Origin of the sequence: Acidovorax sp. Leaf73 (genome assembly GCF_916855635.1) — a bacterium.
In the GTDB taxonomy this organism is placed as follows: Bacteria; Pseudomonadota; Gammaproteobacteria; order Burkholderiales; family Burkholderiaceae_C; genus Acidovorax; species Acidovorax facilis.
In genome coordinates this window covers 452,407-474,886 of record NZ_CAKASI010000003.1, presented here as the reverse complement: position 1 = coordinate 474,886, position 22,480 = coordinate 452,407, and the positions used below count along the sequence as shown (strand labels likewise).

Below are 22,480 nucleotides of genomic sequence, written 5' to 3'. Positions count from 1 at the left end.
GTGGTGATTACATCCGGTTATCAGCGCAGATCAAATTGTCGTTTGCCCGCAGGCACCTGGCTCCCTACGCTTCGCCCATCTGCCCCACCTTGATTCCCGAGAACCATGCAGCTGCCCGAAGCCCTTCTCCCCGCCGCGCCCGTCCAGGTGCTCCTGCCCGCCACCGATGCCGCCATCCCCTTGGTCTGCGACTCTCCGCACAGCGGCACCGACTATCCGCCCGACTTTGGCTATGCCGTCTCCACCGCCGATCTGCGCAAGTGCGAAGACACCCATGTGCACTGGCTGTGGGACGCCGTGCCGCGTGTGGGCGGCACGCTGGTGCACGCCACCTTTGCGCGCAGCTACATCGACCCGAACCGCCATGAGCACGACATCGACCCCACCATGCTGGCCGATGCCTGGCCCGGCAATACCGCCCCTACCGCCCGCACCCTGGAGCTGGGCATGGGGCTGGTTCCCAGCCACACCCCCACGCACCAGCGCATCTACGCGCGCCGCCTGTCGGCCCAGGAGGTTGCGCACCGCATCACCCACTACTGGCGCCCATACCAACATGCGCTGGCGCAGGCACTGGAGGCCGCCGCCCAGCGTGGCCCGCGTTGGCACCTGAACTTGCATTCCATGCCCAGCAACGCCTACGAGCGGCTGGGCCGCGTGGCGCCCGGCCCGCTGGCCGACGTGGTGCTGGGCGACCTGAACGGTCGCAGCTGCAGCAGCGCATTCACCCAGCGCGTGGCCGAAGCTTTCCGCCGCCGCGGCTACTGCGTGGCCATCAACGACCCCTATGCAGGCCAGGAGCTGCTGCGCCGGTTCGGGGCGCCTTCGCGGGGTCATGAAAGCCTGCAGATCGAGATCAACCGGGCCATCTACCTGAACGAGCAGACGCGGGAGCCGCTGCCACACGCCAACCGCGTGCGCGCGGACATCACCGACCTGCTGCACGAGATGGCCGCCCATATCCGCAGCGCTTGCCTGGACAACGCCTGATTTCAACCAAGAGGACCCACCATGCCCACCCCCATGAACCGCCGCCGTTTTATCGCATCGACCAGCGCCGTGACGAGCGCCATTGCCCTGCCGGCACTGGCCCAGGCGCCCGACCGCTATCCCACACGTCCGATCACGCTGGTGGTGCCGTTTCCGCCCGGAGGCGCCGTAGACAACTCCGGCCGGGCGATAGCCGACAGGCTGGGCCGAGTGCTGGGGCAGCCCGTGATTGTGGAAAACAAAGGGGGCGCTGGCGGCACCATCGGCACCACGCAGGTGGCCAAGGCCCAGCCCGATGGCTACACGCTGATCGTCACCTCGCAGACCACGCATGTGATCAACCCCGCCCTGTCGGCCAGTCTGCCCTACGACGCGGTCAATGACTTCGCCCCCATCACGCTGATTGATCGCCTGGCCAATGTGCTCTTGATCACCCCCGGCCTGCCCGTGAAGAACTTCGCCGAGTTCGTGAAATACGTGAAGGAGAACCCGGGCAAGCTGAACTACGCCTCCTCGGGCAATGGCTCGCTGGCGTACCTGAGCATGGAGCTGCTCAAGGCCAAGCTGGGGCTGTCCATCACCCACATCCCATACAGGGGCGCTGGCCCCGCGCTGACCGACCTGCAGGCGGGCCAGGTGCACATGACCTGGAACAACCTGTCCTCCAACCTCAGCATGGCTCAGAACGGTCGCCTGCGCGCTCTGGCGGTGGCATCGCCAATCCGCGCTCCCCAGCTGCCGGATGTCCCGACCTTCGACGAGCTGAAGTTGCCGGAGCTGAACCTGACTTCCTGGACAGGTCTTGCCGCACCTGCAAAAACGCCGGAATCCATCGTTGCGCAGCTCTACGAAGCGATGCGTACCGTGTTGCGTGATCCGCAAACACAAAGGGCATGGAATGACCGCGGCGCTATGCTGCCTGATACCGTGAAGCCCGCAGAGTTTCGCAAGGAGATTCAGCAGCGCATCGGTTTTTACAAGAACATCGTGAAGACCCACAAGATCTCCGTGGATCAATAGTGCCCACTCCCCATCCGTGCGGAATGGACGAAACATATCCCCGACCTCGTGCGCATGTGGGCAAGCCATCAGCACGTTGGAACATCGCCTTCAACTGGCCCATCCGCTCGCACCAGCCCATCATCCAGCAACTGCGCAAGCCAGCCGCCGAGCACAGTGGGGTCGCCTTGCCACAGGCCGCTGCCCAGCAGCGCCGCGCAGGCGTCGTGCACCGAGGCACCGGCGTACAGCGCTTGCACCCAGGCGGCCTCGGCCGCGTCGAGCGTGCGAAAGTGCGGCTGGTGGCCTTTGCGCCAGACCAGCAGCGTGGCCGGTGCAGGCAGGGCCACGGCCTCGGGCACGTCGTCGTCGGTATGGATGGCGTTCCACACCCCCACAACGTTCGTCGTGATCGCGCGCAGCAAGGCGCTGGGGTGCAGTACACCAGGGCGGGTGGTCCAGGTGTCCGACGCCTGAGCAGCCGCAGTCTCCAAGGTCGGCACATCGGCACTGTCAAAGCGGGTGCGAAGATCCCAGTCGAGCTGGGCCAGTTCATGCAGCTCGGGGTTGTCGGGGTACGCCGCGCGCAGCGTGCCCACCAGGCCTTCGCCATAGCGGTTCAGGCTGCGCGTGCGCGGCGGATGGGCCTCGGCGTAGTCGCGCGCATGGGCCTCGAAGGTGTCTGACCCCATGTAGAGGCAAGTCTTGGCATAGGTGTCGGCCAGCACCTCGGCCAGCCGGGCGCGGTAGGCATGGTGGTAGATGGGCAGGCGACCTGTGATGAGGTCTTCGGGCATTTCGGGCGGCAGCGCATTCGCCAGCACACGGTCGGCAAAGTGGCGCTGCACCGCAGCCAACCCCGTCGGGTCTGCCGTGGGGGCCAGGGTGATGGAGGTGATCGCGACAGGCTCGGGTGGGGCCACATGCTCCGCGGCAACGCGCCGGGCGATGGCCATTTCATCCAGCAGCTCGGCCAGCGGCGGGATGTGGTCGTCGCGCTCGATCATCGCGGCCACAGCGCCAAAACGCTGGCAGGCCTGTGCGTACAGGTCCCACACCGGCTGCGCCACCGGGTGGTCGTGCGTGTCGATGATGTGGTCGCCGTTGTCGCTGTGTCCAGCCAGGTGAATTTGCTGCACCCGGTGCGCGGGCAGGGCATACAGATAGGTCAGTGGGTCGAATCCATGGTTCACGCTGCTCACGTAGATGTTGTTCACATCCACCAGCAACAGGCAGTCGGCCTCTTGCGCGATGTGGGCCAGAAACTGCCACTCGCTCGCGCTGTCATGCCGGTAGCGGATATAGCTCGACACGTTCTCCAGCACCAGCCTGCGTCCCAGCACATCCTGTGCGCGACGGATCTGTGCGATCACATGGCGTGCAGATTCGTCGGTGTAGGGCAGCGGGTACAGGTCGTGCAACTGCTCGGGGCCAGGGCCCGTCCAGCACAGGTGGTCTGACACCCACAGCGGCTCGATACGGTCAGCCAGCGCCTTCACGCGCTGCAGATACGGCACATCCACGCCCTGCGACGCACCGATGGACATGGCCACGCCATGCATGGCCACGGGGTAGTCGCGCCGGATGGCATCGATCACCGCCAGAGGTTTTCCACCGTCGATGAGGTAGTTGTCGGTGATGATTTCCAGCCAGTCCAGTGGCTGCTTACGCACCAGGAAATCGGCGTAGTGCTGCGTGCGCAGCCCCAGGCCAAAGCCGGTGCCGCGCGTAGCGATGAGGTCATGTGCCATGGCGAAATCAAGGTATCAAAGTGCGGGCACTGGGCATGATCGCCGAGACTGGCACGCCCTGATGCCAGCACCGCCGCGCTGGCGGTGTTCCCATGGGGGGATGGCGCGCAGCGCCTCAGGGGGCTTGTTGCCTTATCCCTTGATGTCGCCGATGGTGCCCTTCTCCATCAGGCACTGGGCCGCGGTCTTGGCCTTGAAGCCGTGGCCCTTGCAAGCGTTCTGGCCCTTGCAGCTGTGCTCGGCCGTGGAGCAGTCGCTATTGCCCTTGCAGTCGTGCACGTTGTAGCAGTGCACCTTGTCGTTGGCGCCGATGGCGGCGCCTTTGGAGCCCTTGGGCGCGTCGGCTGCAAAGCTGGTGGATGCCAGTGCCAGCAGCGCGGCAGGCAGGGCGAAAGATGCAGTGGTCTTGGTGTTCGTGGACAGCATGGCGGGTAACTCCGTAGGCGTTAAGGGATGAGTAATCAGGTGGTTAGATCGCGCTGCACCGTGCCGCGCTCTCTGCCTGGTAATTCGTCCCCCGCACGCTGCGGGTTACATGCAGTCCAAAAAAACTTTTTTGCGTGGTGCCTCGGCGCTATTGCGCAGAAGGTTCGGTCACCGAAATGTCGGTGTGCACCAGCGTCAGCGGAAACCGCTGGCCCGCCAGGTAGTCCTCCAGGCAGCGCAGCAGCAGGGGGCTGCGATGGCGCTCGGGGCAGGCGCGGATCTCATCGGCCGTGAGCCACAGCGTGCGCACGATGCCGGTGTCGAGCGTGCGCCAGTCGTGGTGCGTGCCCAGCGAGCCCGCAAACGCAAAGCGCATGTAGGTGATGTCGTCGCCCGTGCGCGTCTTGGTGAAGCGGTTGAGGTACACGCCGATCAGCGCCGTGGGCTCGAAGTCGTGCGCGGTTTCTTCCAGCACCTCGCGCGCGCAGGCCTGGATGGGCGACTCGCCCGGGTCCAAGTGGCCGGCAGGGTTGTTGAGCTTGAGGCCGTCGGTGGTTTCTTCCTCGACCAGCAGAAAGCGGCCGTCGCGCTCGATGAGGGCGGCCACGGTGACGTTGGGTTTCCAGCGGTGGGGCATGGCGCGCATTATGACGAGGGGCGTTGACGCCAAGCCTACAGCGTGCGCGCCATGTACACGGCGCCTTCGCCGTAGCTGGCCAGGCGGGCCTGCTGGGCGGCGTCCGGCAAGGGGTGCAGCGCATAGCCCTGCCGCTGCCAGTAGGCCTGCGAGCCCTGCACCGAGACCAGCGCGCTGTGCCGCAGCCCTTCTGCACGGGCCTGCGCCCACAGGGGCTGCAGCAACGCGTGGGCCAGGCCTTGCCCCGCATGGGCAGGGAGCACGGCCATGTCGTGCAGATACAGCGTATCGGCGGGGGCAGCGGCTTCAAAGTCGCCGTGCAGCGGGGTGACCTTGCCGCGCACGCTGCGGTAGGCCGCCAGGTAGGCGCACACCGTGCCGCCGCGCTCCAGCACCACCGAGCAATTGGCGGGGCTGGCGAGACGGCGGGCAAACACCTCGCCACTTTCCACAAACCCCTCGCCATAGCAGGCCAGTTGCACGGCCAGCAAGTCGGCCAGGTCGCTCAGCGCCAGGGGGCGCACCACCACGGACATGGAAAACTCGCTAGGTCAGTGCGGCAGCACGGGCGCCTGCACAAAGTCGTCCAGCGACAGACCCTTTTCTTTCAACAGCGCCTCCAGCACCGGCTGCAGGCGGCCCAGGCTTTCCTGCACGGCCTCGCGGACGGTGTCCACCACCACCTGGGTGCTGCGCTCGATCTCGATGTTCAGGCGGTCACCCACCTTCTTGGCTTCAAACACCGTGGCACGGCGTGTTTCTGGAATCATCCAGATCTCGAACCAGCCCTCCTGACGGTTCACCTCGGCCACCGTCAGGCTGGCCCCGTGGATGGCGATGTAGCCCTTGGCGAAGATGTAGCGGCGAAACGCCTCGGGCACAGCCACGCGCCACACCAGGTTGTTGTCAAACTCGCGCCGCTCAATCAGCGTGCCGGTGAAGTCCACATGGCCCGACAGCGGATGGCCGCCAATCTCGGCACCGTCCTTGGCCGCGCGCTCCACGTTCACGCGGTCGCCCTGGCCGTAGCTGCCCAGCGTGGTGATGTTCAGGCTCTGCAGCATCACGTCGAAGTTGGCCTGCGTGGGCGACAGGATCTCGGTGACCGTGAGGCACACGCCATCGGTGGCCACACTGGCGCCGATGGCCAGGTCCTGGCAGAAGCCCTCGGGGAAATCGAGCGTGAACGTGCGCAGCCCTGCGCGGTCGTGGATGGCGGCAATGCCTGCCGTGGCTTGGACGATGCCTGTGAACATGGTGGCGCGGCTTCCGGGTACGTTGGAACGGGAACCGGGAATTTTGCCACCCGGCCCCCACCGCGCGCTGGCGCCGGGTTACTTGGCCCGGAGCAACTCGCCCACTTCGAGCAGCACCAGCTCGTTGTCATCCGCCTTGTTCGGGTCGCGGCTGCTGCTGAAGGGCAGGTTGTTGTCGTTGCCCACCACGATGTGCGTGCTGTCCACGATGTCCACGTTCTCGATGGTGAAGAACGGGAAGGTCAACACGCCGTTGTTCAGCGGCTTCTTGGCCAGGCGCTTGGGGTCCTGGATGTTCATGAGGTCGATGTAGCCAATCTTGCGGATCTCGCCGCCCACATTGGCGTCGCTCATCTCGACCTTGTACACGCGCTTGAACTTGGCGAGGTCGTGGAAGCAGTCCGCGCGCTTCTGGCCCTCTGGGCAGGCCTTGTCGGCCGTGCCTTCGCCGTTGTCGCGCTCGATGATGAGGCCCATGCTGGCGTCGATCATGTTGAAGTCGCCAATCGCGTGGTGGTTGGCCTCCAGCACGTACTTCCAGTGGCGGCCGGTCCATTGCTCGGTCTTCACGTCGAACTCCAGCACGCGCAGGTACTGCTTGCCGCCCACGTTTTCATACGCCTTGGCATCGTCGTTCCACAGCGCGCCTTCCAGCAGCGCGTAGAGCTTGCTGCCGTCCTTGCTGGCGGCCATGCCTTCGTAGCCCTTGGAGCGCTTGACCACAAACGCAGTGGGCTTGGCGTCGGGGGCGCCGGGCATCAGCACGCCGGGCGCATCGGGCGAGCGCACGGTCTTGCCGTCCACCTGGGTATCGAAAACGCCGAGCACCTTGCCATTCAGGTCGGCCTTGATGAGGAAAGGGCCGAACTCATCGCCAATCCACAGCGCGCCACCGGCGAACTGGAAGCTTTCGGGGTCGAAGTCGGCGCCGGTCAGGTAGCGGCTGCTGGTGCCTTCGTGCGTGATGCGAAACGGGATCTTCTTGTCCGGGTCGTGCAGGAAGATGGTCTTGAGGCGATTGAACTGGCCGCTTTTGAAGTCCACGGTGTAGTGGCTCAGGTGCAGCATGAAGTCGGGCGAGTTGGCCTTGGAGCCGGCACCGTTGTCAGTCAGGATCCAGAACGAACCATCGGCCATGCGCTTGATGCCCGAGTGGCCCTGGATGGGCTGGCCCTGGAACGGCAGCGACACGCCGGTGTCGCGGCCGCCCGACTGGCCCATCACGCTGCCCACGGCGTCCACCCGGCGGGGTGTGGTGAACTTGCCCGCCACCTGCAGGTCGTGTGGCGCATCCTTGGGCGCGGCAATCATCGTCAGGGCGGGCAGCACCGCGTGGCCGGTCAGCGTGGCGGGGTAGGCCTGCTGGGCCAGGGCTGCAGAAGAGGCGGCGCACAGCAGGGCTGCACTGGCGGCGATGAAGGAAAGACGGGACATGTTCATGGGGAATAAAGCCAAAACCCGCACGATGCCGCGCCCTTGTGACGCCACCATGAAAGGCAGGCACCAGGATATGCCCCGGCATGCAGCCAATGGACACGGACCTTTTGCCAGGGTCGAGAGTCACACCCGCCTTGCGCTCCCCCACCATTCCCCACCCACAACGCTGGACAGCACCTATTCCCTATGGACACCCTTTCTGCATTGCAATCCCTCGGACTGGAACTGCCCAGCCCCGCCTACATCGCGGGCGCCATCGTGTTTGGCCTGATCGGCATGGCGGCTTACTGGCACGGCAAAAGAGCGCAGCTGCCACGCACCCGCTGGTGGGGCGTGGCGCTCATGTTCTACCCCTACGCGGTTTCGCGGACCTGGATGCTGTTTGCGGTGGGCGTGGCGCTGTGTGCGGGTCTGTGGCTGGACATGCGGCGCGGCTGAAACGCAGGCCAGGGCTGCGCGCAAACGCTATGATTTTCATAGCTTATTGCGCTTGATGGATAAGCGACAGGGCCATTTTTAGTGAAAATTTCTGGCGCATCACACCAGCCGCTGCAATGCCTGGCGCCGCCATACCCCGTGGAAGTACAACCCCTGCAGCACCAGGGCGCACAGGTACGTGGCGGGGTAGGCCACCCAGGTGGCCACCAGCCCAAACTGGCGCCCCAGCAGCCAGCCCAGCGGCACGATGAGGCAGGCCAGGCACCCCAGTGAAATGAGCGTGGGTGCCAGCACCGTGCCACTGGCACGCATCACGCCGGAATACACGCTGGCCCATCCAAAAAACACCGCGCCCCACACCGTGATGGGCAGCACGCGTGCGGCGATGTCGATCACGCGGGCGTCGGCCACAAACAGGCCCACCACCCAGGGCGCAGCGCCAAACATCAGCAGGGCCAGGCCGCCGGTGAGGAGCAGGTTCATGCGCATGCCGGTGCGCGTGACGGCCGCCAGCTGCTGCCCGTGGCCCGCACCAATGGCCTGCGCCGCAAACACCGACGACGCAATGGCCACGGCCATCGCCGGGAACAGCACATACGACATCACCTGGCTGGCGGCCCCCCACGCCGCCGTGGCTGCCGAGCCGTGCGCGTTGACCAGGCTGAGCAGGCCCAGGTCGGCCAGCGAGCCGGTGATGAAGAACAGGCCCGTGGGCACGCCCAGCCGCACCAGGGTGCGCAGCAAGGCAGCGTCCAGCCGCAGATGCGCGGCCAGCGCCCGCGTGGGGGCCAGCACATGCGCGCGGCGCCGCAGGTGCCAGGCCGTGTAGCCCAGCGAGCACAGCGTGGCCAGCAACAGCGCGGCCACGCCACCCAGGATGCCCAGCGCAGGCAGCCCGAGGGCAGGCACGCCCCGGATGAACAGCGGCGCGCACACCAGCGTGACCGACAGCGACACCACCAGCGCGCGCAGCGGCGTGACGGTGTCGCCCGTGCCACGCAGCAGCGCCGCCGTGAGCATGGAGGTGAACAGCACGGGGAACAGCACCATCATCCCCCGCGCATAGGCCACCGCCTGGGGCAGCACGTCGGCCGGCGTGCCCAGCAGCAGCATCAGAGGCCGCACGGCCAACAGCCCCAGGGCGGCCAGCACCAGGCCCAGCAGCACCCCGGCGCACAGCGTGGTGCCCGCCACGGCATGCAGCCGCGCGTGGTTGCGCGCGCCAAAGGCCTGGCCCACCAGGATGGACGACCCATTGCCCAGCCCGAAGATGAAGGCACTGAGCAGCAGGAACAGCGGCATGAACGAGGCCACGGCCGCCAGCGAGCCCGCACCCAGCAGCCGTCCCACGTAGATGTGGTTCAGCGTGCCGGTGAGCGCCTGCAGGATGTTGGTGAGCACCAAGGGGCCCAGGAACACGAGAAAGCGCCGGTCGAGCGAAGGCGGCGGGCTACCGGGGTGGGCCTTGTCCGTCATGGTGCTGCGCCCTCCATGAGCCCGGGGGTCTGGGTGCTGTGGATGCACACCCGCGTGCCCACGGCCACCCGGTCAAACAGGTCGATCACATCGGCGTTGGTCATGCGCACGCAGCCGTGCGACCGCGGCACGCCCATGGGGCAGTCGTCCGGGCAGCCGTGGATGTAGATGTAGCGGCGCAGCGTGTCCACCGCGCCGCCCCGGTTGAAGCCAGGCTCGCAGCCCGTCAGCCACAGGATGCGGCTCAGGATCCAGTCGCGCCCCGGGTGCTCAGCGGCCAGCGCGGGCGAATAGATCTCGCCTGTGGCACGGCGCCCCACAAACACCGTGCCCGGCGCACAGCCCGCGCCCACCTTGGCGCGCACGCGGTGCAGACCGCGGGGAGTGCAGCCGCTGCCGTTGTGTTCGCCCACGCCATTCAGGGCGGTGGATACCGGGTAGGTGCGCAGAGTGGCCCCGTCCACCATCAGGTGGAGCTGCTGCCGCGCCACGTCGATGTGCACTTCGGGGCCCGCCATCGGCATTCACCCCGCCGCCACCAGCCCGGCACCGTGACCGCGCGTGAAGGCCTCTTCAAACACCGAATAGCCCGACCAGTCGCTGTGCGCAAACGCGAGCCGCGCCGTGGTGGGGGTGGGAATCCAGGGCGATTGCTCACCATTTGATAGCTGTTTGCGCTTACCTGATAAGCGCTGGAGGCCAATTTGGCTTAAAAAGCCCTGCATGCCAGGTACCGGGATGGCCATGGCGTGGCCGTAGCGGGTGATGTCCACGCGTGTGGCGCGCTGGCGCAGGTCGGGGTGGGGCACGGCCAGGGTGGCCAGCGCGGCCTCGGCCCATGGTTGCCAGGGCTGGGTGGCCAGCTGCTGGCGGGCGCCCTGCACATCGCCCAGCGCCTGGTAGTAGGTGAGCACGGTGGGCCCGGCCAGCGCGGCCCCTGTGTCCAGCCGCTGGTGCCCGGCGTTCACGTAGCCCAGGCCGCCGGCGGTGGGGTCGGCGTAGAGCACGTTGTCCCACGCGGGGGCAGCGCCGGGGCGGTCGGTGAGCGGGCTGTCGATGTGGATGTTGGCCACCAGCCAGGGGGCCGACTGCAGGCGCTGCGCAGCGCCGGTCAAAAAAGCGGGAGGATTGTGCACCACCCGCGCCGCCACGAACACGGGCAGCGCCACGACGCAGCGCGGCGCCTGCCACCGCTCCACGCTGTCGGTGGCATGGTTGAAGGCGTCCACCTCCACGCCGTGGCGGGTTTCGGTAATGCGCAGCACGCTGGTGGCAGTGCGCAGCTGGCCGCCCCCATTCACAGTGTTGGCAAGCGGCTCGGCCAGACGCTGGGTGATCCAGCCGTTGCCTTCAGGCCAGGTGAGCACGCTTTCGCGCGCCTCATCCACCGCCTCGCCCGGCGCGTGAAAACCGTGGCGGCTGGCAAAGTAGTGGATGCCCGCCCAGGCCGACACGCGCGCCACGCCCGCGCCGTAGTCGTCGCGGCAGCAGTAGTTCAGGTACCAGAGCAGGTGCTCGTCATCCAGGCCCTCTTGCGCCAGCCAAGCACTGAAAGTCATGGCATCCAGCGCTTGATGGGCGGGCGCTAGAGGCTTTTTTGGCCCCAACAGCTTGAGCGCAGGCATGGCAAACCGCGCGGCCTTCGCCTCTCGCTCCACCGCCTGTGCAAAGCGGCGGTATTGGGCCAGCGTGGCTTCGCCCACACCGTGCACGGGCAGCAGGCCTTCTTGCCACTCGCCGTCAAAAAACAGGCGCTCCTGCGGGCTGTGGCACAGATGGCGCTCGTCGTACTGCCAGCGGCCAGCCACGCGGCGGCGCAGGCCCAGCTCTTCCAGCAGATCCTGCACCTCGCGCGCATCATCACCGGGCACGGGCAGGTAGTGCGCGCCCAGCGGGCAGGCAATGCCGCTCACGACCCCGCCCCGGCTGTTGCCGCCTGCACCGTCTTCCAGCTCCAGCAGCGCAAAGTCCTCCACCCCCGCCAGCCGCAACGACCGCGCCGCAGCGAGCCCCGCCACGCCACCGCCCGCGATGATGACCTGCGCGCGGCGGACTACGCTGGGAGCGGGCAAGGTGCCGGTCTTGAGCAGGTCGCGCAGCTGGTGGCCCCGCGCCATATCGATGCCGGTGAAGCCGCCTTCCAAGACGCGAGGGGCCTTGTCGCAACCCGGCAGGAGCACCGCGGCGGCAGTCGAAGCGGCGGCGGTGGCTAGGAAATGGCGACGTTGCATGGCGTCAGTGTCTCCGGGTGTACGCAACGCCTGCGCCGCTTGCGACCGGCGCGGCCCAGACCAGCGGCCCCCGCGCAAGGGCCGCCCCGCCGCGCTGGGGGCGTCCCCCTGCCCGCTGCGCGCAGCGCTGCGAGAGCGGGGGGATGGCGCGAAGCGGCTCAGGGGGGCTTCTCAATGTTTTCCCCACTCGCGTTCGTACGTGTGCACCAGCGCCTGGTTCGACAGCCGGTTCACCTCGGCAGGCACGCGCGCCATGTCGAGCGGAAAGTCGAACAACAGCGGCAGCGTGTCGGCACCCAAGAACCGCAAATCGGCTGGCAGTGCCTCCGGCAGGCGCCAGGGCCTGCGGCTGGCGATGATGAAACCCCATTCGCCAAAGCTGGGCACATGCGCGTGGTAGGGCGCCGTCTGCAGGCCGATGGATTCGATGGTCTGCGCCACCGTCCAGTAGCTTTTGCGGGCCACCAGCGGGGAGGTGGTCTGCACCACCGCGTAGCCGCTGGCGGCCAGGCGCTTGTCCAGCAGCGCGTAAAAGCTGTTGGTGTAGAGCTTTCCGATGGAGAAATTGGTAGGGTCGGGAAAGTCCACCACGATGACATCAAACGCGTCCGATCCTTCCTGCAGCCAGCCAAATGCATCGGTGTTGACGATCTTCACCTTGGGGTTCTGCAGCGCGTGGCCGTTGAGCTGCGCAAGGCGCGGGTTCTCGCTGAAGATCTTCGTCATGGCCGGGTCCAGCTCCACCAGCGTCACGGACTCGACCGAGGGGTACTTGAGGATCTCGCGCACGGCCATGCCGTCGCCGCCGCCCAGCACCGCCACCTTCTTCGGTGCACCGTGGGCCGCCATCGCTGGATGCACCAGCGCCTCGTGGTAACGGTATTCGTCGGCCTGCGCAAACTGCAGGTTGCCGTTGAGGTACAGCCGGTGCCCCAGGCGGCCCTGTGTGACCACGATGCGCTGGTAGGGCGACGCAGTGCTGAAGACGATGCGGTCCTGGTAGAACTTGTCTTCGGCCACACTGGTGATCTGCTCGGCCCCCGCCAGCGCGGCCAGCAAGATGCCCAGCACCATCACGCAGGCCGCCAGGTGCGCCTTCAGGCGCCGCAATTCGTGCCGAAACAGCCACACCGCCCACAATGCCACGGCCGCATTCATCACGCCAAACAGCAGCCCCGTGCGGATGAGCCCCAGGTGCGGCACCAAGAGCAGCGGAAACGCCATCGACACCGCCAGCGCGCCCAGGTAGTCAAACGTGAGCACCTGCGAGACCAGGTCCTTGAGCGCCACGTTGCGCTTCAAGATGCGCATCACCAGGGGGATCTCCAGCCCCACCAGCGTGCCCACCATCAACACCATGCCGTACAGCAGAAACCGGAAAGCGCCAGGCGTGTACGCATTGGCCAGGAACAGCGTGGCTGGCAAGGCTCCGCCAATCAGCGCCACCAGCAATTCGATGCGCAAGAAGTGCGCGGGCAGTTGCCGCTCGAAGTACCGCGACAGCCACGAGCCCACGCCCATGGCAAACAGGTAGGTGCCGATGATGGTGGAGAACTGCAGCACCGAATCGCCCAGCACATACGACGCCAGCGCGCCCGCCGCCAGCTCGTACAGCAGGCCGCAGGCGGCCACCACGAACACGCTGATGAGCAGGGCGATTTCGATGGGGCGGGGGCCGGCGGTGGCGCCCGGGGCCTCGGACGGCGAGGCAGGAGAAGTCAGGTCGGATTGCAAGGCAGGTACCGGCGCGCCGCAGGGGCGCGCGCCGTTTCAGGCAAGGTGCGTCAGTGAATGGCCGCCGCCACGATGATGCTGATCCCCAGGCACATCGCCGCCACCACCATGGCCAGGGCCTTGTTTTGTTTCTCGACGATCTCGCGCCACAGGTCGTAGGGCGTGATCTTGTCCACGATGACAAAACACAGCCAGAAAATGACCACGCCAATCAGCGCGTACAGCATGGACCCGAGGAAGGCTGCGGGCCGGAGCCATTCGATTCCCATCATGGTGTGAACTCCTTGAAACGGTGGTGTGTAGGTGGTGGTGGGGTGGTGAAGACGGGGCTCATGGATCTGTCTGCAGGCAGGCGCCTTGGAGCGCCCGCCTACTTGTGGCTTCCGCCGGACGAGTATCCGCCGAACGAGCCGCCCGAGCTGCGGTAGCCGCTGCCCGATGACCCCGAACAATTGCTCAGGATGATCAGCAGGATGATGATGATGATCGCAATCAGGATGATGGTGCCGCAGCCCAGGCCCGACTTGGCGGTGAAGGGGCCGGGGTCGTCGCGCTGCAGTACATCGGCCTTGTCTTCGAGCTTGAAGGCCTTGGCCACGGTGTCGCTGGCCAGCTTGTCACCGGCGGACCAGGTGACTTCGTTCGGCGTCTGCTCCAGCGACAGCAGGCCCTTGGCGCTCGCAAAGTCGCGGTTGCTGGTTTTCTGGCCCCGCGTGACCTGCCAGTAGAACTCGCCCAGCACGTAGGTGGTTTCAGCCTCGTAGGTGTACTTGAGCTCGTATTTGGTGCCCATGTAGGTGGCGGTGCGACCGTTGGAGGAGAGCTGCGGCGCGCCGGTGGTGGGGCGCACCATGCTCCAGCCTTCTTCGGAATCGACCAGGAAGGCAAACCCGCGCTTCTGGTTGTAGAGCAGGTATTCGCTCCAGCCAAAGTGCTCGTCGTCGCCCGGCTCCACGCCCATGCGGTGCTGAAAACCCACCACCTGCCAGTGCACACCCTGCAGCTGGCCCTTGCTGCCCAGCGGAATGAGGGGCTGCACGGGCTCGTCCTGCTCGGCCGAGCGCAGTTCGCCGCCCACGCCGCTATCGAGGCTGATGATGCTGGCGCAGGAACCGCAGGTGATGCTTTTGGTGCCCGCCAGCTTCACCTGCACGGGCGCGCCGCAGTGCGGGCAGTTGAACTGGCGGCCTTTTTCGTCCTTGGCGGATTCGTCCTTGAGGCCCTGGAGCTGCAGGTCTTCCAGCAGTACCGACTTGCCGCGCTCCACGTTGGGCGGGGTGTGGCCGTAGTCGATGCTGACCACTTCACCGTCGGCGCTGCGCAGCTCGACCATGCCAAAGGGCTGGCCCAGCGGCGGCAGCTTGGGCAGCTCGCCCTGGGCAGAGATCAGCGATGCCTGGCCGGTGTAGGCCACGCTGTAGGGCTTGCCGTTGATGGCGGTGGTGGTGCCGATGCGAAAGCGCTCGGGCGCAGGCATTTCGCGGCCGGGGTCGATGGGGCGCGTGAAGACATAGGCACCGTTGTCCTCGCCCAGCGTGGCCAGGGTGCCGTCGTTCAGGAAGGCGGCCCATTCGGTCCAGACCCCTGCATCGCCTTTGTATTGCAGGCGACCCACCAGGGTGAAGGGCACATCCTTGCCGTCGAGCTGGATGCGCCCGCTGGCCATGAGCTGCAGGGGGCTGTGGTCGTCGAACAGCTCGGCCATCTTGCCCAGGCGCGTGAGCACGTCGCCGCTGCGCACAACGGTGCTCTGGCAGTAGCCGCAGACGGCGTGCGTGGACTGCGCGCTGCGGAATTCAACCGGCGCGCCGCAGCCCGGGCAGGGCGCGCGGTAGTAACGCTGTGTGGGGTCGGTGGCCATCGTGGGGCTGCTGCCTGCGCCGCGCTACACGGCTTTGAGGCCTTTTTGGCCTCTAGCGCTTATCCCTCCAGCGCAAACAGCTATATTTATGATAGCAACCGGGTTCAGACCAGCTTCTTGAGCAGCTCAGCCTTCTTGGCGTCGAACTCTTCCTGCGTGAGGATGCCCTTGGACTTGAGTTCGCCCAGCTTTTCCAGCGTTGCCATGACCTCTTCGGGCTTGACACCCACCGGGGTCGCTGCGGCCTGCGCTGCCGCAGCAGCAGCGGGAGCCACCGGGGTCTGCAGGCCCTGCTGCAGGTTTTGCGCCAGCACCTGGCCCAGCGCCACGCCCGCGCCGAGGCCCATCGCATCGCCCGCAATGCCGCCACCACCGCCACTGGCTTCGGCGAACTTGGGGATGGCCTGCGCCGTCTGGTACTGCATGAATTTGGCCATGTCGTTACCCACCATGCCCATGCCGATCTTCTGGTCGAGGATCTTTTGCAGCTCTTCGGGCAGCGAGACGTTCTGCACCGTGAGAGATTCGATCAAGATGCCCAGCTTGGCAAAGATGGGCGCCAGTTCCTTGACCATCGCCTCCGCAAACATCACCTGGTTGGCCGCCAGGTCGAGGAACGGCAGGCCGCTGCCCGCAATGGCGTTGCTGATGTTCTGCAGCACCAGGCCGCGCAGCTGGCCTTCCAGGTCGGCCACGGGGTAGGACTCGCGCGTGCCCGAGATTTCGGTGTGGAAAGCCTTGGGGTCGGCAATGCGGAAGGCGTAGTTGCCGAACGCGCGCAGGCGCACGGCGCCAAAGTCCTTGTCGCGGATCGTGATGGGCTGGGGTGTGCCCCACTTCTGGTCGATCTGCTGGCGTGTGCTGAAGAAGTACACATCGCTCTTGAAGGGGGACTCAAAGAGCTTGTCCCAGTTCTTCAGGTAGGTCAGCACCGGCAGCGTCTGCGTGGTGAGCTTGTAGGTGCCGGGGCCAAACACATCGGCCACCTGGCCTTCGTTGACGAAGATGGCCATCTGCGACTCGCGCACCACCAGCGTGCCGCCGTTCTGGATTTCCATGCCCGCCATGGGGAAGCGCCAAGCCAGCGTGCCGTCCCCCTCTTCGGTCCATTGAATGATGTCAATGAACTGTTTCTTGATGAAGTCCATGAGGGCCATGTGTGCTCCCAAAGCAAAAGAGGGGGTTGAAAAGAGCGGCCATCATAGCAACGGGGGCATGGCGCGGAGCGGCTTTTTTTGAGCCCCATCGATGAACTGGTTCACGCGCTGAACCAGTTTGGTTGGCATGGCGCCGCCCGACCGGGATGGATGGCCGCTTGATAGTGGCTATCTCCGGCTTAGTCATGATCAATTAGCCAACGCTATTGAGAATTACTACCATTTCAACATCCCTGCACACCACCGCAGGCCCTGATGAAGAAGTGAAAAGGAGTCCGCCATGTCCCACATCCGCCGCGCTGCCCGCCAGAACAAAACCATGCTGATGAAAACGGGCAGCTACTACGTGATCCACATTTGCGTGGCCGCCCTGGTGGCCTATGCCGTCACGGGCAACCTGTGGGCCTCGCTCACGCTGAGCCTGCTGGAGCCCACGGTGCAGGCGGTGGCCTTCTTCTTCCATGAAAAGGCGTGGGACCGGGCTGCGCGGCGCGGCGCTGACGACGCCACACAGGCACCCAGCCCAGCCGCCTTGCAGGCCGTTTGAACCAACGTCTGAACCACCCGTACGAAGGAGCCCCCATGTACAGCATTCCCTTGCGCAGCCGCACCGCTACCGGCTTGGCCTTTCAACGCTGGCTCGTTCACCGGCTGGCCGGGCTGGCTGTAGCCAGCTGAGGTCGCCCGAGGCCACTCCAGCGCTGGCGCTGAAAACAACAATGCCCCGGCTGGCGGGGCATTGTGGGGAGCGCGGGAGAAACGACTCAGGCCTTTACGTCCAGCAGCGAACCCATCATTTCGTCTTGTGCCTTGATGGTCTGCAGATTGGCTTTGAAGGCGTAGGTGGCCGACATCTGCTCGACCGCCTCCTTCTCCAGCGCCACGCCCTCGGCCTCTTGCTGGCGCTGCACGGTGGCGCGCACGCCAGCGCTGTCGGCGGCCTCTTCCTGCGCCACCACCTGGCGGCGGTAGTTGGGGGTGTTCATGTTGGCCACGTTGTTGGCCGAGGCATCCAGCCGCAACTGCGCGGCCTGCAGGCCGGAACTGCCAATCGAAGAAATGGTTGCCATGGTGTGCCCCGCTCAAAAGCGCCAAAGAGCTGGCATTGTCTGCCTGCGCCGCGCTGCGGGCAAGTCATCAACCATGGGCCTCCAGTAGGCATTGTGCAAACGCCTGCGCCGCCCTCGGCGGTTGCGGCGACTTGCGCAGCACGCTTACAAACTGGCAGCGGTAGTGGAACTGCGCGGGCAGAACGGCCTGCATGAGCCCCTGGCGCTCGAAGCCTTCGGCGTAGTGGTCGGGCAGAAAACCCAGGTAGCAGCCTGAGAGGATCAGCGTGGCAATCGACTCCTGGTCGAACCCGGTGGCCTTGCGCGGCAGGCGGGTGCTGTGGCTCAGCTCCATGTTGGGCGAGTGGTAGCCCAGGCCCGCAAACTGGTAGACGCGCAGGGATTCCCAGGTGAGCGCAGCATGGTCGGTGCCGTACAGCGGGTGGCGCGCACCGCAGTACAGCAGCATGGTTTCGGCAAACAGGTCGGCATAGACCAGGCTTTGCGACGTGCGGTGCGCCGGGATGATGCCCACGTGGAAGCTGCCGTCGATCAGCCCGCGCTCGATGGCCGGGATGGACGCCACGTGCATCTGCAGGCTGACTTCCGGCGCTTGGCTGGCAAAGAGCGCAATCGCATCGCCGATGTGCGCGGCCGGGTTGCTGGCGGTCTTGTCGAACACCGCCACCTCCAGCCGCCCGCCCATGCGGCGGTGGATGTCATCGATGCTGCTGCGAAAGGCGTCCACGGCCGACAGCAGGCGCAGGGTCTCGTCGTACACGCGCTGCCCCTCGGCCGTGAGGGCAAAACCGGCCCGGCCCCGGCGGCACAAGGTGAGGCCCAGGCGGGTCTCCAGGTCCTTCATGTGGCGGCTGACGGTGCTGGTGCCAATGTTCAGCTCCAGTTCGGCGGCCGACATGCCGCCGCACTCGACCACGCTCTTGAAGACCTGCAAGAGGCGCAGGTCCATGTCGCTGAGCTGGCCCAGTACGGCGCGGTGTTTGGGGGAAGGGTGGGGTGGAGGTGTTTTTACTTGCATAAACCGTCAAGTAAACATTGATATTGGAGTATTGGAGAGATTAACAGGCAGCGCAACAATGCCCTACGTCAAGCCCCAGACCGCTGGGGTTGCCCGCCTTTTGTCGCCGCCTTTGCACTGGAGAACCCCATGAGCTTCGTCAACATCGAAAAACCCGCCGCAGGTGCCGAAGGCCCCCGCATGGACGCCGAGTGGCTGGACGCGCACTGGATGCCCTACACGGCCAATCGCCAGTTCAAGGCCAACCCGCGCATGATCGTGGAGGGCAGCGGCGCCTACTACACCGACGCGGACGGTCGCAAGATTTTTGATGGCCTCTCGGGCCTGTGGTGTGCGGGCCTGGGCCATGGCCGCCGCGAGATCGCCGAGGCCATTGGCAAGCAGGCGATGAAGCTGGACTACGCGCCCGCCTTCCAGTTCGGCCACCCGCTGTCGTTCGAGCTGGCCAACCGGGTCAAGGAACTGACGCCTGCGGGCCTGGACTATGTGTTCTTCACCGGCTCGGGCTCCGAGTCGGCCGACACCTCGCTGAAGATGGCGCGCGCTTACTGGCGCAACAAGGGCCAGGCGAGCAAAACCCGCCTGATCGGCCGCGAAAAGGGCTACCACGGCGTGAACTTCGGCGGCATCTCGGTGGGCGGCATTGTTGCCAACCGCAAGATGTTCGGCCAGGGCATTGAAGCCGACCACCTGCCCCACACCCAGCCACCCGCTGGCTCGTTCCACAAAGGCATGCCGCCCACGGGCAAAGAGCTGGCCGACCGCCTGCTGGACGTGATTGCGCTGCACGACGCATCGAACATTGCCGCCGTGATCGTGGAACCTTTCTCGGGCTCGGCCGGTGTGGTGATCCCGCCCGTGGGCTACCTGCAGCGCCTGCGCGAGATCTGCACGCAGAACAACATCCTGCTGATTTTTGACGAAGTGATCAGCGGCTTTGGCCGCAGCGGCGCCTGGACCGGGGCAGAAGCCTTTGGCGTGACGCCCGACATCCTGAACTTTGCCAAGCAGGTGACCAACGGCGCGCAACCGCTGGGCGGCGTGGTGGCCACCAAGGAGATCTACGACACCTTCATGGCGGCGGGCGGCCCGGAGTACATGCTGGAGTTCGCGCACGGCTACACGTACTCGGCCCACCCTGTGGCCTGCGCGGCGGGCATTGCGGCGCTCGACATCCTGCAGAAGGAAGACATGATCGGCCGCGTGAATGCGCTGGCGCCGTACTTCGAGCAAGCCGTGCACAGCTTGAAGGGCGCCAAGCATGTGGCTGACATCCGCAACTTTGGGCTGGCTGCTGGCTTCACCATTGCCGCGCTGCCGGGCGAGCCGGCCCGCCGCCCCTATGAAATTGCGATGAACTGCTGGAAGAAGGGCTTTTACGTGCGCTACGGTGGCGACACCATCCAGCTGGCGCCGCCCTTCATCAGCGAGAAGGCCGAAATCGACCGCCTGATCAACGCACTGGGCGATGCCCTGGCTGAAACGGCGTGATGACACACCCCGGCCCGTGCACGGCGGCCGCTGGCCTGGCGCGCGCCGTTTCATCCGCCAGCGGGAATACTCCTGATTCAATAGCTGCTAGCGCTTTCTAGATAAGCGCTAGCAGCACTTTTTACCCATATTTTTGCCATGAACCACGACAAGAACGTCACCACCACCGTCGGCCACCTGATCGACGGCAAGATCGTTGCGGACACGGCGCGCACGCAGCCGGTGTTCAACCCCGCCACGGGCCAGTCGACCACCAGCGTGGCGCTGGCCAGCAAGGCTACTGTGGAGGCCGCCATTGCTTCGGCCGAAGCCGCCTTCCCGGCCTGGCGCAACACGCCGCCCCTGAAACGCGCCCGCGTGATGAGCAAGCTGAAAGTCCTGCTCGAAGAAAACGCCGACAAGATCGCCGCCCTGATCACCGCCGAACACGGCAAGGTGCTGGCCGATGCACACGGTGAGCTGCAGCGTGGCATTGAAAACGTCGAATACGCGAGCTACGCGCCCGAGCTGCTCAAGGGCGAGCACAGCCGCAACGTGGGCCCCAGCATCGACTCATGGAGTGAGTTCCAGGCGCTGGGCGTCACCGCAGGCATCACACCCTTCAACTTCCCGGCCATGGTGCCGCTGTGGATGTGGCCCATGGCCGTGGCCTGCGGCAACACCTTTGTGCTCAAGCCTTCGGAGCGCGATCCCTCCTCCACGCTGTTCATCGCCCAGCTTGCGCTGGAAGCGGGCCTGCCGCCCGGCGTGCTGAACGTCGTCAACGGCGACAAGCTGGCCGTGGACACCCTGCTGCAGGACCCGCGCGTGAAGGCCGTGAGCTTTGTGGGCTCCACGCCGATTGCCGAATACATATACAGCGAAGGCTGCAAACACGGCAAGCGCGTGCAGGCCCTGGGCGGCGCCAAGAACCACGCCGTGCTCATGCCCGACGCGGACGTGGACAACGCCGTGAGCGCCTTGATGGGCGCGGCCTACGGATCGTGCGGCGAGCGCTGCATGGCCATCCCGCTGCTGGTGGCCGTGGGCGACGAAGTGGGCGACGCCGTGATCGCGGGCCTGAAGACCGAGATCGCCAAGATGAAGGTCGGCCCAGGCACCGACAACAGCAACGACATGGGCCCGCTGGTCACGAAGCCGCACTTCGAGAAGGTGAAGGGCTATGTCGACCAGGGCGTGGCAGAGGGCGCCACGCTGGTGGTCGATGGCCGCGGCGTGAAGGTTGCGGGCCATGAGGAAGGCTACTTTTTGGGCGCGTGCCTGTTCGACAACGTCAAGCCCGGCATGAAGATCTACCAGGAAGAGATCTTCGGCCCCGTGCTCGGTGTGGTGCGCGTGAAGACGCTGCAGGAAGCCATGCAGCTCATCAACGACCACGAATACGGCAACGGCACCTGCATCTTCACGCGCGACGGCGAGGCCGCCCGCTACTTCACCGACCACATCCAGGTGGGCATGGTGGGCGTGAACGTGCCCCTGCCCGTGCCGGTGGCTTACCACTCGTTCGGCGGCTGGAAGCGTTCGTTGTTTGGCGACCTGCACGCCTACGGCCCCGACGCCGCGCGCTTCTACACCAAGCGCAAGACCATCACCCAGCGCTGGCCCAGCGCCGGTGTGCGCGAGGGCGCGGTGTTCAGCTTTCCGAGCAGCCGATAGAGCGCAGCGCGCGCCCAGGGCCCGTTCAAAGTCCCCCCGAGGGGGTGACAGACAGGCCGGGGAGTGCGTTCGCGTGTGTGAAATGCCTCTTGCAGCATATTCGTTGACCGCTCCCGTGTTGCCGTCATAGTATTCCTGAGCCTATCACTCACTAATGGAGGAGAACTCATGGAAGCATTTATGGGGATGATCATGCCGGTCGGTTTCAACTACGCGCCGCGCGGCTGGGCGTTCTGCAACGGACAGACGGTTCCTATTCAGCAAAACTCAGCCATGTTCGCCTTGCTGGGAACCACGTACGGGGGGGATGGCGTGAACACCTTCGGCCTGCCGGATTTGCGAGGCAGGGTCCCCGTCGGATCACAAGCCGCTGGACCAGGATTGACCCCCATTGCACAAGGCGAGAAGGCGGGTACCAACACCAACACTGTGATTGGCACGGGCTCGGCCACGGTGACACTCAATGCCTCGAATCTGCCACCGCACACGCACCCGGCCACCTTCGACCCCGCAGGGCTCACGGGCACAACGCATTTGCAGGCGTCCACGGGCACCACGGGCACCAGCACGACTCCCGCCAATGGCTCTTTCCTCAGCGCATCGCCGAGTGGCCCGAGCAGCGCATCCATCTACTCACCGACCGCAACGGGTCCTGTCAACCTGGGCGGCGTCAGCACCGCCATTGGTGGTACAGGTGCGGTGACGGTGGGCGCCAATACCGGCGGCCAGCCGTTGGCCGCCCCCGTGACGACCACAGCCACGGTGTCCAACATGCAGCCGTATCTGGGCCTCAACTACATCATTTGCATGGAAGGCATCTTCCCGTCGCGCAACTGAGATCGTTGGACGGTC

General features: G+C 65.8%; 22 protein-coding genes. 7 read left to right on the top strand and 15 right to left on the bottom strand.

Annotation, left to right across the window (positions count from 1 at the left end; translation table 11 throughout):
* Window positions 1–105 precede the first annotated feature (105 nt).
* Both LPA35_RS12005 and LPA35_RS12000 read left to right on the top strand, forming a co-directional pair.
* Window positions 106–990 (top strand): N-formylglutamate amidohydrolase, encoded by an 885-nt coding sequence (locus tag LPA35_RS12005; protein ID WP_228897135.1) that lies wholly within the window; start codon window positions 106–108, stop codon window positions 988–990.
* Between the two features lie 21 nt (window positions 991–1,011).
* Window positions 1,012–2,010 carry a tripartite tricarboxylate transporter substrate binding protein gene (locus tag LPA35_RS12000; protein ID WP_121508130.1) on the top strand — a complete coding sequence of 333 codons (999 nt, stop codon included), beginning with the start codon at window positions 1,012–1,014 and terminating at the stop codon, window positions 2,008–2,010.
* A 68-nt stretch (window positions 2,011–2,078) separates the two neighbouring features.
* Here LPA35_RS12000 and LPA35_RS26175 read toward each other — a convergent pair whose 3' ends face one another.
* From LPA35_RS26175 to LPA35_RS11965, 6 genes are all read right to left on the bottom strand, one after another.
* Complete coding sequence (locus LPA35_RS26175) at window positions 2,079–3,740, bottom strand: DUF692 family multinuclear iron-containing protein (protein ID WP_370641419.1); 1,662 nt, start codon at window positions 3,738–3,740, stop codon at window positions 2,079–2,081.
* Between the two features lie 132 nt (window positions 3,741–3,872).
* Window positions 3,873–4,166, bottom strand: coding sequence for a hypothetical protein (locus LPA35_RS11985; protein ID WP_228897134.1), 294 nt, complete (start codon window positions 4,164–4,166; stop codon window positions 3,873–3,875).
* A 148-nt stretch (window positions 4,167–4,314) separates the two neighbouring features.
* Window positions 4,315–4,803: an NUDIX hydrolase gene (locus LPA35_RS11980; protein WP_121422951.1), complete on the bottom strand. Its 489-nt coding sequence runs from the start codon at window positions 4,801–4,803 to the stop codon at window positions 4,315–4,317.
* Window positions 4,804–4,838: 35 nt separating this feature from the next.
* Window positions 4,839–5,339 (bottom strand): GNAT family N-acetyltransferase, encoded by a 501-nt coding sequence (locus tag LPA35_RS11975; RefSeq protein WP_228897133.1) that lies wholly within the window; start codon window positions 5,337–5,339, stop codon window positions 4,839–4,841.
* A 15-nt stretch (window positions 5,340–5,354) separates the two neighbouring features.
* Window positions 5,355–6,059: a riboflavin synthase subunit alpha gene (locus tag LPA35_RS11970; RefSeq protein WP_121508127.1), complete on the bottom strand. Its 705-nt coding sequence runs from the start codon at window positions 6,057–6,059 to the stop codon at window positions 5,355–5,357.
* 78 nt (window positions 6,060–6,137) lie between these two features.
* Window positions 6,138–7,493, bottom strand: a complete 1,356-nt coding sequence (locus tag LPA35_RS11965) for an esterase-like activity of phytase family protein (RefSeq protein ID WP_228897299.1) — start codon at window positions 7,491–7,493, stop codon at window positions 6,138–6,140.
* Window positions 7,494–7,682: 189 nt separating this feature from the next.
* Between LPA35_RS11965 and LPA35_RS11960 the strand changes: the two genes are divergently transcribed.
* Window positions 7,683–7,934 (top strand): hypothetical protein, encoded by a 252-nt coding sequence (locus LPA35_RS11960; RefSeq protein ID WP_228897132.1) that lies wholly within the window; start codon window positions 7,683–7,685, stop codon window positions 7,932–7,934.
* A 99-nt stretch (window positions 7,935–8,033) separates the two neighbouring features.
* Here LPA35_RS11960 and LPA35_RS11955 read toward each other — a convergent pair whose 3' ends face one another.
* The 7 genes from LPA35_RS11955 to LPA35_RS11925 all read right to left on the bottom strand — a co-directional run bounded on the left by LPA35_RS11955 (window position 8,034) and on the right by LPA35_RS11925 (window position 16,393).
* Window positions 8,034–9,410 (bottom strand): MATE family efflux transporter, encoded by a 1,377-nt coding sequence (locus LPA35_RS11955; protein WP_228897131.1) that lies wholly within the window; start codon window positions 9,408–9,410, stop codon window positions 8,034–8,036.
* On the bottom strand, window positions 9,407–9,928 hold the full coding sequence (locus LPA35_RS11950) for a L,D-transpeptidase (protein ID WP_228897130.1): 522 nt from the start codon (window positions 9,926–9,928) through the stop codon (window positions 9,407–9,409). The genes LPA35_RS11955 and LPA35_RS11950 overlap by 4 nt, the downstream gene beginning before the upstream one ends.
* Window positions 9,929–9,934: 6 nt before the next feature.
* On the bottom strand, window positions 9,935–11,641 hold the full coding sequence (locus LPA35_RS11945; RefSeq protein ID WP_228897129.1) for an NAD(P)-binding protein: 1,707 nt from the start codon (window positions 11,639–11,641) through the stop codon (window positions 9,935–9,937).
* Window positions 11,642–11,812: 171 nt separating this feature from the next.
* Window positions 11,813–13,375, bottom strand: a complete 1,563-nt coding sequence (locus LPA35_RS11940; RefSeq protein ID WP_228897128.1) for a polyamine aminopropyltransferase — start codon at window positions 13,373–13,375, stop codon at window positions 11,813–11,815.
* 50 nt (window positions 13,376–13,425) lie between these two features.
* Window positions 13,426–13,647: a DUF350 domain-containing protein gene (locus tag LPA35_RS11935; RefSeq protein WP_055398038.1), complete on the bottom strand. Its 222-nt coding sequence runs from the start codon at window positions 13,645–13,647 to the stop codon at window positions 13,426–13,428.
* A gap of 98 nt (window positions 13,648–13,745) precedes the next feature.
* A complete protein-coding gene (locus LPA35_RS11930) occupies window positions 13,746–15,236 on the bottom strand; it encodes a DUF4178 domain-containing protein (RefSeq protein WP_055398036.1) in 1,491 nt (496 codons plus the stop codon).
* A 104-nt stretch (window positions 15,237–15,340) separates the two neighbouring features.
* Window positions 15,341–16,393 carry an SPFH domain-containing protein gene (locus LPA35_RS11925; RefSeq protein WP_055398033.1) on the bottom strand — a complete coding sequence of 351 codons (1,053 nt, stop codon included), beginning with the start codon at window positions 16,391–16,393 and terminating at the stop codon, window positions 15,341–15,343.
* A 280-nt stretch (window positions 16,394–16,673) separates the two neighbouring features.
* On the opposite strand from LPA35_RS11925, the gene LPA35_RS11920 reads away from it, so the two are divergent.
* Window positions 16,674–16,940, top strand: a complete 267-nt coding sequence (locus LPA35_RS11920) for a DUF2061 domain-containing protein (protein WP_055398031.1) — start codon at window positions 16,674–16,676, stop codon at window positions 16,938–16,940.
* 217 nt (window positions 16,941–17,157) lie between these two features.
* On the opposite strand, the gene LPA35_RS11915 is transcribed toward LPA35_RS11920, so the two are convergent.
* Window positions 17,158–17,463, bottom strand: coding sequence for a flagellar basal body protein (locus tag LPA35_RS11915; RefSeq protein WP_055398029.1), 306 nt, complete (start codon window positions 17,461–17,463; stop codon window positions 17,158–17,160).
* Window positions 17,464–17,530: 67 nt separating this feature from the next.
* Window positions 17,531–18,481, bottom strand: a complete 951-nt coding sequence (locus LPA35_RS11910) for a LysR family transcriptional regulator (RefSeq protein ID WP_228897127.1) — start codon at window positions 18,479–18,481, stop codon at window positions 17,531–17,533.
* A gap of 129 nt (window positions 18,482–18,610) precedes the next feature.
* On the opposite strand from LPA35_RS11910, the gene LPA35_RS11905 reads away from it, so the two are divergent.
* The 3 genes from LPA35_RS11905 (at window position 18,611) to LPA35_RS11895 (ending at window position 22,465) form a co-directional block, all read left to right on the top strand.
* Entirely contained in the window at window positions 18,611–19,972 is a 1,362-nt protein-coding gene (locus LPA35_RS11905; RefSeq protein ID WP_055398024.1) for an aspartate aminotransferase family protein, read from the top strand.
* A gap of 138 nt (window positions 19,973–20,110) precedes the next feature.
* Complete coding sequence (locus tag LPA35_RS11900) at window positions 20,111–21,628, top strand: CoA-acylating methylmalonate-semialdehyde dehydrogenase (protein ID WP_228897126.1); 1,518 nt, start codon at window positions 20,111–20,113, stop codon at window positions 21,626–21,628.
* Between the two features lie 168 nt (window positions 21,629–21,796).
* Complete coding sequence (locus LPA35_RS11895) at window positions 21,797–22,465, top strand: phage tail protein (protein WP_228897125.1); 669 nt, start codon at window positions 21,797–21,799, stop codon at window positions 22,463–22,465.
* Window positions 22,466–22,480: the final 15 nt, after the last annotated feature.

Excerpts from the sequence above, each read along its gene's own strand:
- LPA35_RS11925 (WP_055398033.1), bottom strand. The coding sequence starts at position 16,393 with ATGGCCCTCATGGACTTCATCAAGAAACAGTTCATTGACATCATTCAA.
- LPA35_RS11895 (WP_228897125.1), top strand. The coding sequence starts at position 21,797 with ATGGAAGCATTTATGGGGATGATCATGCCGGTCGGTTTCAACTACGCG.
- LPA35_RS11920 (WP_055398031.1), top strand. The coding sequence starts at position 16,674 with ATGTCCCACATCCGCCGCGCTGCCCGCCAGAACAAAACCATGCTGATG.
- LPA35_RS11905 (WP_055398024.1), top strand. The coding sequence starts at position 18,611 with ATGAGCTTCGTCAACATCGAAAAACCCGCCGCAGGTGCCGAAGGCCCC.
- LPA35_RS26175 (WP_370641419.1), bottom strand. The coding sequence starts at position 3,740 with ATGGCACATGACCTCATCGCTACGCGCGGCACCGGCTTTGGCCTGGGG.
- LPA35_RS12005 (WP_228897135.1), top strand. The coding sequence starts at position 106 with ATGCAGCTGCCCGAAGCCCTTCTCCCCGCCGCGCCCGTCCAGGTGCTC.
- LPA35_RS11935 (WP_055398038.1), bottom strand. The coding sequence starts at position 13,647 with ATGATGGGAATCGAATGGCTCCGGCCCGCAGCCTTCCTCGGGTCCATG.
- LPA35_RS11910 (WP_228897127.1), bottom strand. The coding sequence starts at position 18,481 with ATGCAAGTAAAAACACCTCCACCCCACCCTTCCCCCAAACACCGCGCC.
- LPA35_RS11950 (WP_228897130.1), bottom strand. The coding sequence starts at position 9,928 with ATGGCGGGCCCCGAAGTGCACATCGACGTGGCGCGGCAGCAGCTCCAC.
- LPA35_RS11930 (WP_055398036.1), bottom strand. The coding sequence starts at position 15,236 with ATGGCCACCGACCCCACACAGCGTTACTACCGCGCGCCCTGCCCGGGC.
- LPA35_RS12000 (WP_121508130.1), top strand. The coding sequence starts at position 1,012 with ATGCCCACCCCCATGAACCGCCGCCGTTTTATCGCATCGACCAGCGCC.
- LPA35_RS11960 (WP_228897132.1), top strand. The coding sequence starts at position 7,683 with ATGGACACCCTTTCTGCATTGCAATCCCTCGGACTGGAACTGCCCAGC.
- LPA35_RS11985 (WP_228897134.1), bottom strand. The coding sequence starts at position 4,166 with ATGCTGTCCACGAACACCAAGACCACTGCATCTTTCGCCCTGCCTGCC.
- LPA35_RS11915 (WP_055398029.1), bottom strand. The coding sequence starts at position 17,463 with ATGGCAACCATTTCTTCGATTGGCAGTTCCGGCCTGCAGGCCGCGCAG.
- LPA35_RS11965 (WP_228897299.1), bottom strand. The coding sequence starts at position 7,493 with ATGTCCCGTCTTTCCTTCATCGCCGCCAGTGCAGCCCTGCTGTGCGCC.
- LPA35_RS11970 (WP_121508127.1), bottom strand. The coding sequence starts at position 6,059 with ATGTTCACAGGCATCGTCCAAGCCACGGCAGGCATTGCCGCCATCCAC.
- LPA35_RS11980 (WP_121422951.1), bottom strand. The coding sequence starts at position 4,803 with ATGCCCCACCGCTGGAAACCCAACGTCACCGTGGCCGCCCTCATCGAG.
- LPA35_RS11900 (WP_228897126.1), top strand. The coding sequence starts at position 20,111 with ATGAACCACGACAAGAACGTCACCACCACCGTCGGCCACCTGATCGAC.
- LPA35_RS11955 (WP_228897131.1), bottom strand. The coding sequence starts at position 9,410 with ATGACGGACAAGGCCCACCCCGGTAGCCCGCCGCCTTCGCTCGACCGG.
- LPA35_RS11945 (WP_228897129.1), bottom strand. The coding sequence starts at position 11,641 with ATGCAACGTCGCCATTTCCTAGCCACCGCCGCCGCTTCGACTGCCGCC.
- LPA35_RS11975 (WP_228897133.1), bottom strand. The coding sequence starts at position 5,339 with ATGTCCGTGGTGGTGCGCCCCCTGGCGCTGAGCGACCTGGCCGACTTG.